The following is a 14,176-nucleotide window of genomic DNA, read 5'->3' as shown; positions in this document are numbered from 1 at the left end:
TATGCGAATTTTAATAGCTGAAGACGAAATAGCTACAGCGAAAGCGTTAAAACTTTTGCTTGAAAAATTAAAGTATTCAGTTGATATTGTTTACAATGGAATGGATGCATGGCAAAACATTACAAGAACAAGCTACGATGTTATTGTTCTTGATATAATGATGCCTGGAATTAGTGGGCTTGAAGTACTTGCGCTCATTAGGAAAAATAATTTGACCACGCCAGTATTGTTACTTACAGCGAAGGCTGAATTAGAAGACAGAGTGGCAGGTCTTGATGCAGGTGCTGATGATTATTTACCAAAGCCATTTGCTACGGCAGAATTAATTGCAAGAATAAAAGCGCTTGGAAGACGGAGCGAAAATTTTGATGAACAAGTTAAAAAAATTGGAAATATTGCATTAGATAGCAACAAGTTTGAACTTTCCGTTGATAATGAAAAAATCAAACTTACCAATAAGGAATTTCAGCTTTTGGATCTTTTTGTCAGATATCCAGGACATATTTTTTCCACTGAACATTTAATGGAAATCATATGGGGATTTGATACAGATTCTGAAGTAGATGTTGTATGGACTCATATTGGCTTTGTTAGAAAAAAGCTAAAAAAGGTTGGAGCAAATGTCGAAATTGTTACAAAGCGTGGAGCAGGATATTCATTGGAGGGTATTAGCGAATGATAAAGAAAATGCGATGGCGTCTTACAATTGTAGCCATGGCGGCTTTCCTTGCGATAATTGTCTTGGTTGCATTCCTGGTTAATGTTGTAAATTATTATAATGTAACCAGCAGGGTAGATGATACAATTTCATTTATTATGGCAACGGAAAAACGAGATTTAAGGTCATCTGATAGTGGAAACTTAGATACGAACAAACCGCTAAGAGATTCTCTGGTTGAATTTCCAGATGTGGAATCTAACTATATGAATAGATTTTTTACAGTTTGTTTTGACAAAGAAGGTAATATAGAGTCTTCATCTACAGATTCTGTTGCTTCAATAAGCGAAACTGATGCTCGAGAGTATGCTCTTAAAGTATATAAAAATGATAGTGATAGCGGATATATTGATGAATATCGATATCGTATGCAAAAAGTGGATGATTCTACCATTATTGTTTTTTTGAATGTATCAAGAGAACAGCAGTATATGAAATCACTTAGAAACTTAAGTCTTGTTGTAGCAATGGGCAGTCTTACATTGGTATTTATATTGATAATGATTTTTTCAAAAAGTGTAGTGATACCTATTGAAAAGAACATAAATATGCAGAAGCGATTTATTACGGATGCAAGTCATGAATTAAAAACACCACTTACTTCTATATCCACAAGTCTTGACGTAATTACTATGGTGCATGGAGAGGATGAGTGGACGGAAAATATTAAGAATCAGACAAATAGAATGTCTAAACTTGTAAGTGAACTTGTTACCTTGTCAAAATTAGATGAAGAACTTCCACTACCTAATAAGGAGAAATTTTCATTAAGTAGTGCAGCTTGGGAAATTATTGGAATCTATGAGCAGCAGGCAAAGGGTAAAAATAAGAAGCTTACATTGGATATAGCTGAAGATGTTTCGATGGTTGGTGAAAAAGCATCAATTCAGCAAATGTTATCTGTTTTAATTGATAATGCTATTAGATATTCAGATGATAATGGTGAAATAAAACTTAGCATATATAAAAAGCGAAAGAAAGTTGTAATAGAAGTCTTTAATACATGTCAGTTGGAAAAAGTACCTGATGTAAAAAGACTCTTTGATAGATTTTACCGCCCAGATGATTCAAGAAATATAAAAACAGGTGGTAATGGAATAGGACTTGCAATTGCAAAAGCAGTTGCTGAAACTCACGGGGGTACGATTGAAGCCCTGTGTCCTGATGGAAAAACAATGACAATGAAAGTAGTTATATAGAATTCTTGTTATAAAAAACAAACCATGGAAAAATAAATCCATGGTTTGTTTTTTATTAGTTATTATTTTCTTTATACTGCGTAAGTGCTATTGCTAACTGGTCTGGACAAGATGTTCCACGACCGTTACAGTTAATGCCTTTAAGTCTTTTTATAACTTCATCTATTGGCATGCCTTCTACAAGAATGGCAACACCTTGAGTGTTTCCGTTACATCCGCCATCAAATTGAACGTTTTTAACGATGCCATCTTCAACATCAAATTTAATTGCTCTAGAACAAGTTCCTTTTGTCTGATAAATCATTATAATTAACTCCTTTCAATGAGTATGAAATACTTATTTATTATCAGATATTATATCATAAGGATATAGTTATAACAAATATCAATTTTTGTAGATGGTTTAGAAAATATAATTATTATTTAAAAAGTATGATATAATAAATTATTGTATGAGATAAAAAGTATATATGAATAACGGAGGGCTAATAATGATTGGAATCATTGGAGCAATGGATATAGAAGTTGATGGAATTATAAATGAACTTGATGGCATGATTGAATCATATCATATTGCAGGAAGAGATTTTACAAAGGGAATACTTGAAAATAGCGAAGTTGTAATTGTTAAATGTGGAGTTGGTAAAGTTAATGCTGCATGTGCTACACAGGCTATGATTGATAAATTTAAGGTGGATGCCATAATTAACACTGGTGTTGCTGGTTCTCTTGATAATAGAATAGATATTTCAGATATTGTAATTTCAGGTGATGTGGTTCAGCATGACATGGATATTACAGCATTAGGATATCCTAAGGGTAAGATTCCAGAAACTGATAGTCTTTCTTTTAAGGCTGAAAGAGAGTTGGTTGAAATAGCTATAGACAGTGCTAGAAAAGAACTTACGGATGTTAAGGTCTTTGAAGGAAGAATTGCTAGTGGGGATGAGTTTATTAATAGCGATGAGAAGAAGACACAGATTGTAGAAGAATTTAATGCTACATGTTGTGAGATGGAAGGTGGAGCCGTTGCTCAGGTTTGTGTTCTTAATTCGGTACCATTTGTTGTTATTAGAGCTATTTCTGATAAGGCAGATGGAAGTTCACATATGGATTATCCTGTATTTGAAGCGAAAGCTGCCGATAATTCAATTAAACTTATAAACGCAATGATTGATAAGATTTCAGATATTTATTAATTGTAAATAAAAGTGCTTATAGGAAACGTGGACAGACATAAAAGTACTTGCAATTTATAATATAAAAGTTATATAATAAAAAACGGACTGAGAGAAGGGGATAATTATATTATCTTTAGAGAAGAGTAGGAGGATATGATGAGTAAAGTATCATTTGATTATTCAAAAGCAAAAAGTTTCTTTAGTGATGATGAATTAAAGGCTATGGAAGCTAAAGTATTAGCAGCGAAAGACACACTTGTTAATAAAACAGGCGAAGGTAACGATTTCCTTGGTTGGATTGATTTACCAGTAGATTATGATAAGGAAGAATTTGCTAGAATTAAGGCAGCAGCTAAAAAGATTCAGAGCGATTCAGATGTATTATTAGTAATTGGTATCGGTGGTTCATACCTCGGTGCAAGAGCTGCAATTGATTTCCTTAGACATAGTTTTTATAACAACATTTCAAAGGAAGATAGAAAGACTCCAGAGATTTACTATGTAGGTAACAGCATTAGTAGTACATATCTTCAGGATTTAATTGATGTATTAAAGGGAAAGGATTTCTCAGTAAACATCATTTCTAAGTCAGGTACAACTACAGAACCTGCAATTGCATTTAGAATATTCAAGAAGATGCTTGAAGATAAATATGGTGAAGCAGAAGCAGCTAAGAGAATTTATGCTACAACAGATAAGGCTAAGGGAGCTCTTAAGAACCTTTCAAATGAAAAGGGTTATGAAAGTTTCGTAGTTCCTGATGATGTAGGAGGAAGATTCTCAGTTCTTACAGCAGTTGGTTTACTTCCAATCGCAGTAAGTGGTGCTGATATTGATAAACTTATGGAAGGTGCTGCAAGTGGTAGAGAGTTAGCTCTTAATAATGCATTTGCTGAGAATGATGCATTGCTCTATGCAGCAGTAAGAAATATCCTTTTAGGTAAGGGTAAATCAGTTGAAATTACAGCTAACTATGAACCAAGTCTTCATTACTTTGGTGAATGGTGGAAACAGCTTTATGGTGAAAGTGAAGGAAAAGATGGCAAGGGTATCTTCCCAGCAGCTGTTGACCTTACAACAGATCTTCATTCTATGGGTCAGTTCATCCAGGATGGTACAAGACTTATGTTTGAGACAGTTGTTAATGTTGAAAAGTCAAAGCATACAGTTGTAATTGGGGAAGAAGAAGTTGATCTTGATGGACTTAACTATCTTGCTGGTAAGGATATGGATTTCGTTAATAAGTGTGCTATGAACGGTACAGTTTTAGCTCATGTTGATGGTGATGTCCCTAACCTTTTAGTTAATGTTCCAGAGCAGAATGAATTCTATCTTGGACAGCTCTTCTATTTCTATGAATTCGCATGTGGTGTTAGTGGTTACACATTAGGTGTTAATCCATTTAACCAGCCAGGTGTAGAAAGCTATAAGAAGAATATGTTTGCATTACTTGGTAAGCCAGGTTTTGAAGAACTTAGAGCTCAGTTATTAAATAAATAATTAGATTATTATAAGCCTGATTCACATTGTGGGTCAGGCTTTTTTTAGTGCAAGTATCTTGTCAAAATAATGGTTTATGTATATAATAGCATGTGGAGTTAACGATACATATATTTGATAGGGTGTTGTTATATGTTTTGTTTGCTAGTATTAAATTAATTGGAGGAATAATTTTATGAAATTAACAAAAAAATTAGGGTTGTTTATTGCAGCTGCTGTTTCAACTATTAGCTTAGGCTGCATAGCGTATGGCGCAGAGCAGACTGGTGCATCGAATGATAATGTTACAGTGAATTTTGGTCTTTATGATTATGTGGACTATCAGATTTCGGAAGATAAATCTTTTAGTCAGTGTATAACATCTGAAAGAAATTATGGAGGAACACAATACATTCCTAATTTAGATAGTGGAAAAAGTTATTATGTAAGATGGAGAGCAACTGGAACAAGTACTTATTCTTCACCAATGGAAGTTGTAACTGTTCCTATTTGCAAAGAGGGTGACGCTGGTGAACAGGTTACATGTACTAAAACTACTGCAACAATCAAGTGGCCAGCTATGAGTGGTGCTACTGGTTATGAATTATTTGTTGATAAAACAAAGAAAATGGAAGTTAGTGGAACTAGTGCAACTATTGATTTAAATGATGAAGTAGATGTTAAAATATATCCAATTAGAAAAGCAGCGACTACATCATATGTTGCGCGTGATAATGCACCAAGCAGAGTTGTTACCATTTATAGTGTTATACCATTACCAGGCCAGGCTTCAAAAGCAAAAGTTAGCGATACATATTCAGATGCAGTTAAGATAAAATGGGATGAAGTTGAGCGCGCTGGAGGATATGAAGTCGAATATTCATTATATAATGGCAAAAAGAAAAAAATAGCTGATACAGATGAGTATACTACTTACAATATAAAAGGATCAAAATCTATTTTTTATCGTGTAAGAGTAAGAGCTTATGTTAAATTTGGAGATACAAAAGTTCTAGCTGATTGGTCACCATATTCATATGTATGTAGAGATATTTCATTCTCTGACTTGAAAGTGGTTGGATCTTCATCAAAGAAAGCAAAATTTAAATTATATTGGAAGAAAGTAAAAGGCGCTAAGAAGTATGTAATATATATGGCAAAGGGTAACGATGCTGGATATAAGATGGTTAAAACAACAAAAAAGAGATCTGCTATAATTTCAAAGTTTAAAAAGAGAAAGATATCTCATAATGTAAATTATTATTTTAAAGTTGTAGCTGTTGGAAAATTTGGTAAAGTAAAAGCTAAATCGTATAGCTGGGATGTAGTAAGTCAGTATTGTACAAAATAATAATATAAAATAAATTGTTTTTAAAAGAGGGAGAGTTAATCTCCCTCTTTTTCTAGTATAGAAAATAGATTTTTAGTATGATAAAATAAGGTTTGTCGAGGGTTTTATATATTTATATTTGAAAGGAAAGAAAAGAGAATGGTAAGAAATTATGGATTAGGTGAAGTGAAAGTAACCGAAGGATTGTTTAAAAAACGAATGGATGTAAATATTAAGTATTTAAAAGAACTTGATAATACAGCATTACTCCAAAATTATTATTTTGAAGCAGGGATAATTATTCCTGGACTTATGATGATGGAAGATCCAGCTAGCGCAGGCTTACATTGGGGATGGGAAGCACCAACCTGTCAGCTTAGAGGACATTTTTTAGGACATTATTTGTCAGCAGCAGCTATGGTTGTAGCAAATACAGGTGACGAGGAATTAGCTTCTAAAGTACGTTTTATCATATCTGAACTTAGAAAATGTCAGGAGTTAAATGGTGGAAAGTGGGCTGGTTCAATTCCAGAAAAGTACTTTGAGGTACTTACAACAGATAGATATATATGGTCTCCACAGTATACTATTCATAAGTTATTGATGGGACTTTTAGATACATATAAATATACTGGCAATGAGGAAGCACTCCTTATTTTATCAGGTATGGCAGATTGGTTTATTGATTGGACCACAGACATGAAAAAGAGAAAGCCCGATGCAATATTTAAAGGAGAACAGGCAGGAATGCTTGAACTTTGGGCAGACGCTTTCGTTGTAACAGGTGATGAAAAGTATAAAGCCCTTGCTGATACATATAAGGGTCAGGGTATATTTAAACTTATAAAAGCAGGTAAGGACGCACTCACTGATGATCATACCAATGCAAGTATTCCTATTTTACAAGGTGCTGCTAAAATGTATGAAGTTACAGAAGATGAAGGATGGAAGAATATAGTTCTTGCCTTTTGGAAGAGTGCTGTAACAGACCGTGGAATGTATGCCACAACTGGAGCAAATGCTGGTGAATTTTGGATTCCACCTAAAAAGCTTGGAGAGTATAGAGGTGACAGAGGACAGGAATTTTGTACAGTTTATAATATGGTGCGTGTGGCCGAGTATTTATTTAAGTGGACAGGAGATTCAAAGTATTCTGATTATATAGAAAGATGTCTATATAATGGATTTTTAGTTCAACAGAATGAAGATACTGGAATGCCTGCATACTTTTTACCACTTACAACAGGTTCAAAAAAGACATGGGCATCAAAGAGAAATGATTTCTGGTGTTGTCAGGGGACTATGATTCAAGCGCAGGTTAAATATCCAGAACTTATATATTCAGTGGATGATGATAAAAAGAAGATATACATTAATCAGTATATTCCATCAATTCTTGATGGAAAGGTAGATGGAAAGAGCATCAAATTAGTACAGTCTCTTAATATGAAGAGTTACGATGCACAGACACTTTTTGATGAACACGGTGGATATGAAAAATCAAGATGGAAATATAAATTTGAAATATGTTCCGATGAAGATGTTAATGAGATAAGCTTTTTATTTAGAGCACCTATTTGGCTTGATGGAGATGTACAGGTTAATGTTAATGATGAGGTTGTTGATTATAAGGCAAATTCTAGTAATAGAGTAAAAGTTTCTGCTGAAGATGGTTATATTAATATAAGTGGATGTAAGATTGGTGATGTTATTGATTTATTCTTACCATCTAAGGTTAAGGCAGAAAGACTACCAGATATGCCAGAACAGGCTGCATTTGTTGATGGACCTATTGTCCTTGCAGGATTAACTAGTGATTGTGATGTAATTAATGGTGATTTTGAAAAACCTGATAGTTTCTTATATTCTGTTTCTGAACATACATATGATACATTTATTTGGCTTCAGAATAATTATAGAACAAAGCATCAGATGAAGAACTTTAAGTTTATCCCATTCTATGACGTTAAGGATGAAAGTTATACAATATATTTTGAGGAGCATAAATAAAATACTTGTATTGCTTTAGGGAACTTTTGTGTGATGATTTTGAAAAAAAGTTCCCTAAAATTATATTGAAATTTAGGGAACTTTTTGATAATATTATGATATAAAAGTTCCCTAAAATGGAGGGTTAAAATATGAGTAATATTGAATTGATAAGGTTATTGATAAATGAAAAAGCAGAAGCAGAAGCTCGTTTGCATCTTATTCCTTATGATGGATCGCCAGAGATTAAAGAAAACAAAAGTGGAAAATATCTATATGTTAGAAAAAGAGTTGGGAATAGATTAACATCAACATATGTTGATATTTATTCGGATGAACTTTATCAGCTTTTAGTAAAGAATGCAAAAGAATCAAGAGAATTAAAAAAAGTTATTAGAAGATTGACGAAGAAATTAGCAGATTTGGGTTATACTTCAAATGAGCTTTCGCCAGAGGCGGTCCTGAATCTTGATTTTGCACGAGCAAATATGAAAACAAGTATATATGATCAGGCTGTCTTAGAGGGAGTATCAACGACATTTCCACAGACTGAAGATATAATTGAGAATGGTACTGTTAATGGTATGACGGCAAGTGATGTCCAAAAGGTTTTAAATTTAAAGCATGCATGGGAGTTTATACTTGATGAAGATGTTCTTCAGGCGGATTGTGACTACTATTTACTTAGCTATATAGCAAAGTTAATAAATGAAGGATTTTATTCAGAGGGAGGAAGAATAAGAAGTGTACCTGTAGCAATAGGAGGTTGTGATTATGTTCCACCGATTCCTATTGAAAACGTAGTAAAAGGTAAAATCCACGATATAGTAGAATCGAATATGAAAGATATAGATAAGGCTGTTAGAATTTTGCTATATACTATGAGAACTCAAATATTTATTGATGGAAATAAAAGGGCAGCGGTTATTTTTGCTAATCATTATATGATTTCTCATGGTTTGGGTCTTTTGGTGATTCCGGAAAAGGAAGTATCAAAATTTAAAAAGTTACTAGTTAAATATTATGAGAACGAAAATGAAAAAGAAATAAAAGATTTTTTGATAAAAAAATGTTGGAGAAAAATGAAAGAGGAATAAATATGAGTAAGTTATCTTGGAGAGCAGGGAATATGTTATATCCTGTTCCATCGGTTATGGTTAGTTGTATGGGTGAGGATAAAAAAGCAAATATTATTACAATAGCGTGGGCTGGAACAGTATGTTCAGATCCTGCCATGGTATCAATATCTGTAAGAAAATCTAGATATTCACATAAGTTAATAAGTGAGAGCAAGGAGTTTGTTATAAATCTTGTGTCTAAAAAACTTGCAAGAGCATGTGATTACTGTGGTGTGAAATCAGGTAGAGACATAGACAAGTTTAAGGAAATGAAGCTTAATCAGTATGTAAGTGAATACATGGATACACCTGCAATCGAGGAAAGTCCTGTAAATATATATTGTAAAGTGGTTAAAGTACTAGAACTTGGAAGTCATGACATGTTTATAGGTGAAGTTGTTGGTGTAACCGTTGATGATAAATACATGGATGAAAATAATAAGTTTAACCTTGATAAGACTAATCTTATTACATATTCCCATGGGGAATACTTTACACTTGGTGAGAAATTAGGAACCTTTGGATATTCGGTAAAGAAGAAAAAAAGTAATAAGAAAAGTGTAGTTAAATATAAGAAGAAAAAGAGATAATTTATAATTGACATAAACATAAATTATGACTATAATTTCAGAGGATTGATTAGGACAGGAGGAAGATAATGAGCTTTTCATCGTTAGTTTCAATAATAAATATTATAGTTATTTTGGCTATTATTGCAGTTATATATTGTATTATTTTAAAGTTTAAAATGAGAAAAACTGAGAAATAAATAAAGTTTATACATATAAAAAAGACCTGTATGTACAGGTCTTTTTTATATGTAATAATCGTCCTCTTCGATTACTTGTATTTCTAGATAATCAAATTCTATGGATTCTACGAATGAATCTGCTCTAAAGCGAGTTTTGGCAACGCGCTTAAAGTCTGAGATGTTTGAATCAAGCCAGATTGGGCTCGCTAAATCAAAGTCCTCGCAGATTTTCGCAAGTGAATTATATACTTTTTTAGTTCTATTTAAATCACTGTCATCTTCTATGACAATGTCTTTTAGCATATGGCTATCTTTAAAAAGTTTTCCCCACATTCTAAACATAGTAGTTTCCTCCGCTTTGTATTTGCATGGACTATTATATAGTAAGATTTTTTATATTTCAAGGTACAAGTTGGAAGAAATCTTCTTTCACTTGTATTTTTTTATAGCATTTTTTTGTAAATGTGTAGAATAACTATGGATATGTGATAAAATTATAAGTACAAGTAATGAAGAAATTATACAAGTATGGTCGTGTTAGGTACTTGTATGTTGATATATTATGATTATTGATTAGTTTGAAGAATATTTGCGTGTAGTTGGAGGACTTATGGAAGATAAAAGCAAGAGACTAAAACATGTTATGATATTCGAAGATATGAAGAAGAAGATTTTTACTGAAGATATTAAGCCTGGAGATAAGCTTCCATCTGAGAATGAACTTGCAAAAAAGTATAATGTAAGTAGACAGACAGTTAGAAAAGCCATTGCTAATCTTGAAAGTGCTGGATATGCATACGCTGAACATGGTAGAGGTACGTTCTGTTCAGAGATGCTTGCGCATACAAAGAGTTCTAAGAATGTTGCTGTTGTTACAACTTATCTTTCAGACTATATTTTTCCACATATCATAAAGGGTATTGATGAAGTAATGGAAAAATATGGTTATTCAATTATGCTCAAAAGTACGAATAATTCACGTACTGGTGAGACGAAGAGCCTTGAAGAATTACTTACTAAGGATATAGAGGGTTTGATTATAGAGCCAAGTAAGAGTCATATATATTGTAATCATACAAGTTATTTTAAAAAGTTAGATGAATTTGGTATCCCATATGTATTTATACAAGGAAAGTATGTACAGATGAAGGATAAACCACATGTACTCATTGATGATGAAAAAGGTGGTTATATGGTTACAAAGTACATGCTTGAAAAAGGTCATAGAAACATAGTTGGTGTTTTTAAGAGTGATGATGAGCAGGGACAGAAGAGACATAGGGGCTTTGTTCGTGCCCTTAATGAAGCAGGAGTTATGTATGATCCTGATAATATAATATGGTTTTATACAGAGGATAGAAAGTCTCATCCATATAATGGCATTAAGCAAATGATTAATGATGGCAAGGAATTTGATGGCATAGTATGCTATAATGATCAGACTGCCATGATGGTTATTCGTGCTCTTAGTGAGTGTGGAATTAAGGTTCCAAGAGATGTATCTGTTACAGGATTTGATAATGCGCAAAGAGGTAATCAGGTCGGATTGCAGCTTACAACCATTGCACATCCACAGGAAGAACTTGGAGCTATGGCTGCTGAAATGCTTATGAATATGATTAAGGGAAATGAGTGTGAAAAGCAGATTTTAATCGATCCTGTGTTAATAGAAGGGGATACCTGTAGGTAGGTAAAAATACAGGGAAACTACTATTGAAAAAATGCGAAAAAAACAAGTTGCAAAAATTAGTGTACAAGTTTTATACTCAAAATATAGAGAAAAGAGAAGAAAAAGAAATTGAAGAGCAATCAATTATTTAAGGAAATTTAGTTTATTGAAAAAACATTAAAATGAATAATTTATACAAAAGAGTAAGAGAATTTAAGTAAGAGAAAAGAAGAGATTGCTTTTTCACCAAGAGAGACTGTTCAGTGCGAACGGTCTTTTTTGTTTTTGTTGAGAAATATCATAATAAAACTTGTTAATGAATTATGAATATTGTATTATTAGAATACAGAGGCAAATTAAGGACGAAAGGAAAAAAAAGAAATGACAAACAAAGAAATAATTGAAAACGGCCAGGCGGTGGTCGGCATTGAATTTGGTTCTACAAGAATCAAAAGTGTAATGATTGATGATAAGGGTAATATCTTAGCATCAGGTGATTTTACATGGGAGAATAGTTTGGTTGACGGCATTTGGACATATGACATCGAACTCATTCACAAGGGATTAAGAGAAAGTTACGGTAACCTTGTAAAAGATGTTAATGAAAAATATGGCGTTACATTAAAGAAGATTAAGAGTCTTGGTATTAGTGCAATGATGCATGGTTATCTTGCATTTGATAAGGACGATAATTTGCTTGTTCCATTTAGAACATGGAGAAACACAATTACTGGCGAAGCTGCTGGTAAATTGACAGATGAATTTGGATTTAACATTCCAGAGAGATGGAGTATTTCACATCTTTATCAGGCTATTCTTAATAAAGAAGCTCATGTTAAGGATATTGCATACTTTACAACTCTTGCTGGATATATTCATTATAAACTTACAGGTAAGAAGGTGCTTGGTGTAGGTGATGCATCAGGTATGTTCCCTATTGATAGTAAGACAAAGAACTATAATGAGGATATGCTTTCTAAGTTTAGAAACATGATTAGTTCTGAAGGCTTTAATTGGGATATTAAGGATATTTTACCAGAAGTATTACTCGCTGGTGATAATGCTGGTACACTTACAGAAAGTGGTGCAGCATTCTTAGATGTAACTGGTAACTTAGAAGCAGGTTCACTTCTTGCTCCACCAGAAGGTGATGCTGGAACAGGTATGACAGCTACTGGTAGTGTAAAGGTAAGAACTGGTAATGTTTCTGCTGGTACATCAGTATTTGCTATGGTTGTACTTGAAAATCCTGTTAAGGAACTTCATAGAGAAATTGATATTGTAACTACACCATGTGGTGATGATGTTGCAATGGTTCATTGTAATAACTGTACTTCAGACATTAATGCATGGGCTGGAATATTTGCTGGATTTTTAAAGGCAGCAGGTAAGGAAGTTGACATGAATGAAGTATATACAACTATGTTTAAGTCAGCTCTTGATGCTGATAAGAATTGTAGTGGTGTAATTAGTTATAACTACTTCTCTGGTGAGCAGATTACAGGGCTTCTTAGTGGTAGACCAATGGTTGTTAGAAAGGAAAATGCTAACTTTAGTTTTGAAAATTTTATGAGAGCTAACCTTTATTCAGCTGTTGCTTCACTTAAGATTGGTCTAGATATCTTAACAATTGATGAAGGCGTTACTATTGATAAGATGATTGGACACGGTGGATTCTTTAAGACTCCGGGCGTTGGTAATAGAATAATGGCCGCTGCCATGAACTCAGCAGTTACAACACTTAAGACAGCTGGCGAAGGCGGTCCTTGGGGCATGGCTTTACTTGCAGCTTATTCATCACTTAAGGAAGAAGGTAAGTTTAACGGAAGCCTTGATGAATTCTTATATGGTGAAATCTTTAGCGAAGGCGATGGCGAAACAGTTGAACCAGATGCAGCAGACGTTAAGGGCTTCAATGACTTTATGAAGGATTACAAAGCAGGTATCGCAGTAGAAAAATGCGCTGTTGATACATTATAATACGGGCAAAAGGAAGGAAAGAAAATGTTAGAAGAATTAAAGGAAAAAGTTTTGCAGGCTAATCTTGAATTACCAAAGAGAGGCTTAATTACATATACATGGGGCAATGTTAGTGGTATTGACAGAGAGAAAGGTTTAGTTGTTATTAAACCAAGTGGAGTTTCATATGATGGTATGAAGGCTTCAGATATGGTTGTACTTGATCTTGATGGAAACAGAGTAGAAGGAACACTTAATCCATCATCTGACACACCAACACATCTTGAACTTTATAAAAAATACCCTGATTTAGGTGGTGTTGTACATACACATTCAACATCTGCTACATCATGGGCTCAAGCTGGAAGAGACATTCCTCTATATGGTACAACTCATGCAGATTATTTCTTTGGAGACATTCCTTGTGCAAGAAGTCTTACAAAGGAAGAAATTGAAGGCGAGTATGAAAGAAATACAGGACTTGTAATTATCGAGACATTAGAAGAGCGTGATGTAAATCCAGTTTATACACCTGGTATTTTAGTTAAGAATCATGGTGTATTTACATGGGGTAAGGATGCTGATGAAGCAGTGCATAACGCAGTAGTATTAGAAGAAGTTGCAAAGATGGCAACATTCACTGAAATGATTAATAAGGATGCTGACAAGGCACCAGATTATTTAAGAGATAAGCATTTCTACAGAAAGCACGGAGAAAATGCTTATTACGGACAAAATTAGTTAACCAAATGGCGACGGGACAGAACGTCCCTCGCCATTGTT

13 protein-coding genes are annotated in these 14,176 nt (G+C 33.6%); 11 read left to right on the top strand and 2 right to left on the bottom strand.

Annotation, left to right across the window (positions count from 1 at the left end; translation table 11 throughout):
- The first annotated feature begins 1 nt into the window (after nt 1).
- Complete coding sequence (locus B5D16_RS03860) at nt 2-679, top strand: response regulator transcription factor (protein WP_078765655.1); 678 nt, start codon at nt 2-4, stop codon at nt 677-679.
- A complete protein-coding gene (locus B5D16_RS03855; protein WP_078765654.1) occupies nt 676-1,917 on the top strand; it encodes a sensor histidine kinase in 1,242 nt (413 codons plus the stop codon). The genes B5D16_RS03860 and B5D16_RS03855 overlap by 4 nt, the downstream gene beginning before the upstream one ends.
- 55 nt (nt 1,918-1,972) lie before the next feature.
- On the opposite strand, the gene B5D16_RS03850 is transcribed toward B5D16_RS03855, so the two are convergent.
- Nucleotides 1,973-2,221, bottom strand: a complete 249-nt coding sequence (locus B5D16_RS03850) for a TIGR03905 family TSCPD domain-containing protein (protein WP_078765653.1) — start codon at nt 2,219-2,221, stop codon at nt 1,973-1,975.
- A 187-nt stretch (nt 2,222-2,408) separates the two neighbouring features.
- Here B5D16_RS03850 and B5D16_RS03845 point away from each other — a divergent pair, with 187 nt between their 5' ends.
- The 6 genes from B5D16_RS03845 to B5D16_RS03820 all read left to right on the top strand — a co-directional run bounded on the left by B5D16_RS03845 (nt 2,409) and on the right by B5D16_RS03820 (nt 9,604).
- A complete protein-coding gene (locus B5D16_RS03845; RefSeq protein WP_078765652.1) occupies nt 2,409-3,116 on the top strand; it encodes a 5'-methylthioadenosine/adenosylhomocysteine nucleosidase in 708 nt (235 codons plus the stop codon).
- Nucleotides 3,117-3,251: 135 nt separating this feature from the next.
- Nucleotides 3,252-4,598 carry a glucose-6-phosphate isomerase gene (locus B5D16_RS03840; protein WP_078765651.1) on the top strand — a complete coding sequence of 449 codons (1,347 nt, stop codon included), beginning with the start codon at nt 3,252-3,254 and terminating at the stop codon, nt 4,596-4,598.
- Between the two features lie 175 nt (nt 4,599-4,773).
- Complete coding sequence (locus B5D16_RS03835; RefSeq protein ID WP_078765650.1) at nt 4,774-5,928, top strand: GH85 family endohexosaminidase C-terminal domain-containing protein; 1,155 nt, start codon at nt 4,774-4,776, stop codon at nt 5,926-5,928.
- Nucleotides 5,929-6,066: 138 nt separating this feature from the next.
- Nucleotides 6,067-7,917 (top strand): beta-L-arabinofuranosidase domain-containing protein, encoded by a 1,851-nt coding sequence (locus B5D16_RS03830; RefSeq protein WP_078765649.1) that lies wholly within the window; start codon nt 6,067-6,069, stop codon nt 7,915-7,917.
- Nucleotides 7,918-8,048: 131 nt separating this feature from the next.
- A complete protein-coding gene (locus tag B5D16_RS03825) occupies nt 8,049-8,993 on the top strand; it encodes a DUF6788 family protein (protein ID WP_078765648.1) in 945 nt (314 codons plus the stop codon).
- 2 nt (nt 8,994-8,995) lie between these two features.
- Nucleotides 8,996-9,604, top strand: a complete 609-nt coding sequence (locus tag B5D16_RS03820; protein ID WP_078765647.1) for a flavin reductase family protein — start codon at nt 8,996-8,998, stop codon at nt 9,602-9,604.
- 224 nt (nt 9,605-9,828) lie between these two features.
- On the opposite strand, the gene B5D16_RS03815 is transcribed toward B5D16_RS03820, so the two are convergent.
- Nucleotides 9,829-10,107, bottom strand: a complete 279-nt coding sequence (locus B5D16_RS03815; protein ID WP_078765646.1) for a hypothetical protein — start codon at nt 10,105-10,107, stop codon at nt 9,829-9,831.
- Nucleotides 10,108-10,375: 268 nt separating this feature from the next.
- Between B5D16_RS03815 and B5D16_RS03810 the strand changes: the two genes are divergently transcribed.
- The 3 genes from B5D16_RS03810 to B5D16_RS03800 all read left to right on the top strand — a co-directional run bounded on the left by B5D16_RS03810 (nt 10,376) and on the right by B5D16_RS03800 (nt 14,134).
- Entirely contained in the window at nt 10,376-11,455 is a 1,080-nt protein-coding gene (locus B5D16_RS03810) for a GntR family transcriptional regulator (protein WP_078765645.1), read from the top strand.
- Between the two features lie 360 nt (nt 11,456-11,815).
- Nucleotides 11,816-13,414, top strand: a complete 1,599-nt coding sequence (locus B5D16_RS03805) for a xylulokinase (RefSeq protein WP_078765644.1) — start codon at nt 11,816-11,818, stop codon at nt 13,412-13,414.
- A gap of 24 nt (nt 13,415-13,438) precedes the next feature.
- The gene (locus B5D16_RS03800; RefSeq protein WP_078765643.1) at nt 13,439-14,134 is read left to right on the top strand and encodes an L-ribulose-5-phosphate 4-epimerase; all 696 of its coding nucleotides are present in this window, start codon (nt 13,439-13,441) and stop codon (nt 14,132-14,134) included.
- The last annotated feature ends 42 nt before the right edge of the window (nt 14,135-14,176 follow it).

This window comes from Eubacterium uniforme, from assembly GCF_900167115.1.
Taxonomy (GTDB): Bacteria; Bacillota; Clostridia; order Lachnospirales; family Lachnospiraceae; genus Eubacterium_S; species Eubacterium_S uniforme.
This window is presented reverse-complemented; position numbering and strand designations above follow the sequence as displayed.

What these genes read in the sequence shown, in the direction of transcription:
- B5D16_RS03820 (WP_078765647.1), top strand. Translation starts at nt 8,996, where the DNA reads ATGAGTAAGTTATCTTGGAGAGCAGGGAATATGTTATATCCTGTTCCA.
- B5D16_RS03825 (WP_078765648.1), top strand. Translation starts at nt 8,049, where the DNA reads ATGAGTAATATTGAATTGATAAGGTTATTGATAAATGAAAAAGCAGAA.
- B5D16_RS03835 (WP_078765650.1), top strand. Translation starts at nt 4,774, where the DNA reads ATGAAATTAACAAAAAAATTAGGGTTGTTTATTGCAGCTGCTGTTTCA.
- B5D16_RS03850 (WP_078765653.1), bottom strand. Translation starts at nt 2,221, where the DNA reads ATGATTTATCAGACAAAAGGAACTTGTTCTAGAGCAATTAAATTTGAT.
- B5D16_RS03830 (WP_078765649.1), top strand. Translation starts at nt 6,067, where the DNA reads ATGGTAAGAAATTATGGATTAGGTGAAGTGAAAGTAACCGAAGGATTG.
- B5D16_RS03855 (WP_078765654.1), top strand. Translation starts at nt 676, where the DNA reads ATGATAAAGAAAATGCGATGGCGTCTTACAATTGTAGCCATGGCGGCT.
- B5D16_RS03860 (WP_078765655.1), top strand. Translation starts at nt 2, where the DNA reads ATGCGAATTTTAATAGCTGAAGACGAAATAGCTACAGCGAAAGCGTTA.
- B5D16_RS03810 (WP_078765645.1), top strand. Translation starts at nt 10,376, where the DNA reads ATGGAAGATAAAAGCAAGAGACTAAAACATGTTATGATATTCGAAGAT.
- B5D16_RS03845 (WP_078765652.1), top strand. Translation starts at nt 2,409, where the DNA reads ATGATTGGAATCATTGGAGCAATGGATATAGAAGTTGATGGAATTATA.
- B5D16_RS03840 (WP_078765651.1), top strand. Translation starts at nt 3,252, where the DNA reads ATGATGAGTAAAGTATCATTTGATTATTCAAAAGCAAAAAGTTTCTTT.
- B5D16_RS03800 (WP_078765643.1), top strand. Translation starts at nt 13,439, where the DNA reads ATGTTAGAAGAATTAAAGGAAAAAGTTTTGCAGGCTAATCTTGAATTA.
- B5D16_RS03815 (WP_078765646.1), bottom strand. Translation starts at nt 10,107, where the DNA reads ATGTTTAGAATGTGGGGAAAACTTTTTAAAGATAGCCATATGCTAAAA.
- B5D16_RS03805 (WP_078765644.1), top strand. Translation starts at nt 11,816, where the DNA reads ATGACAAACAAAGAAATAATTGAAAACGGCCAGGCGGTGGTCGGCATT.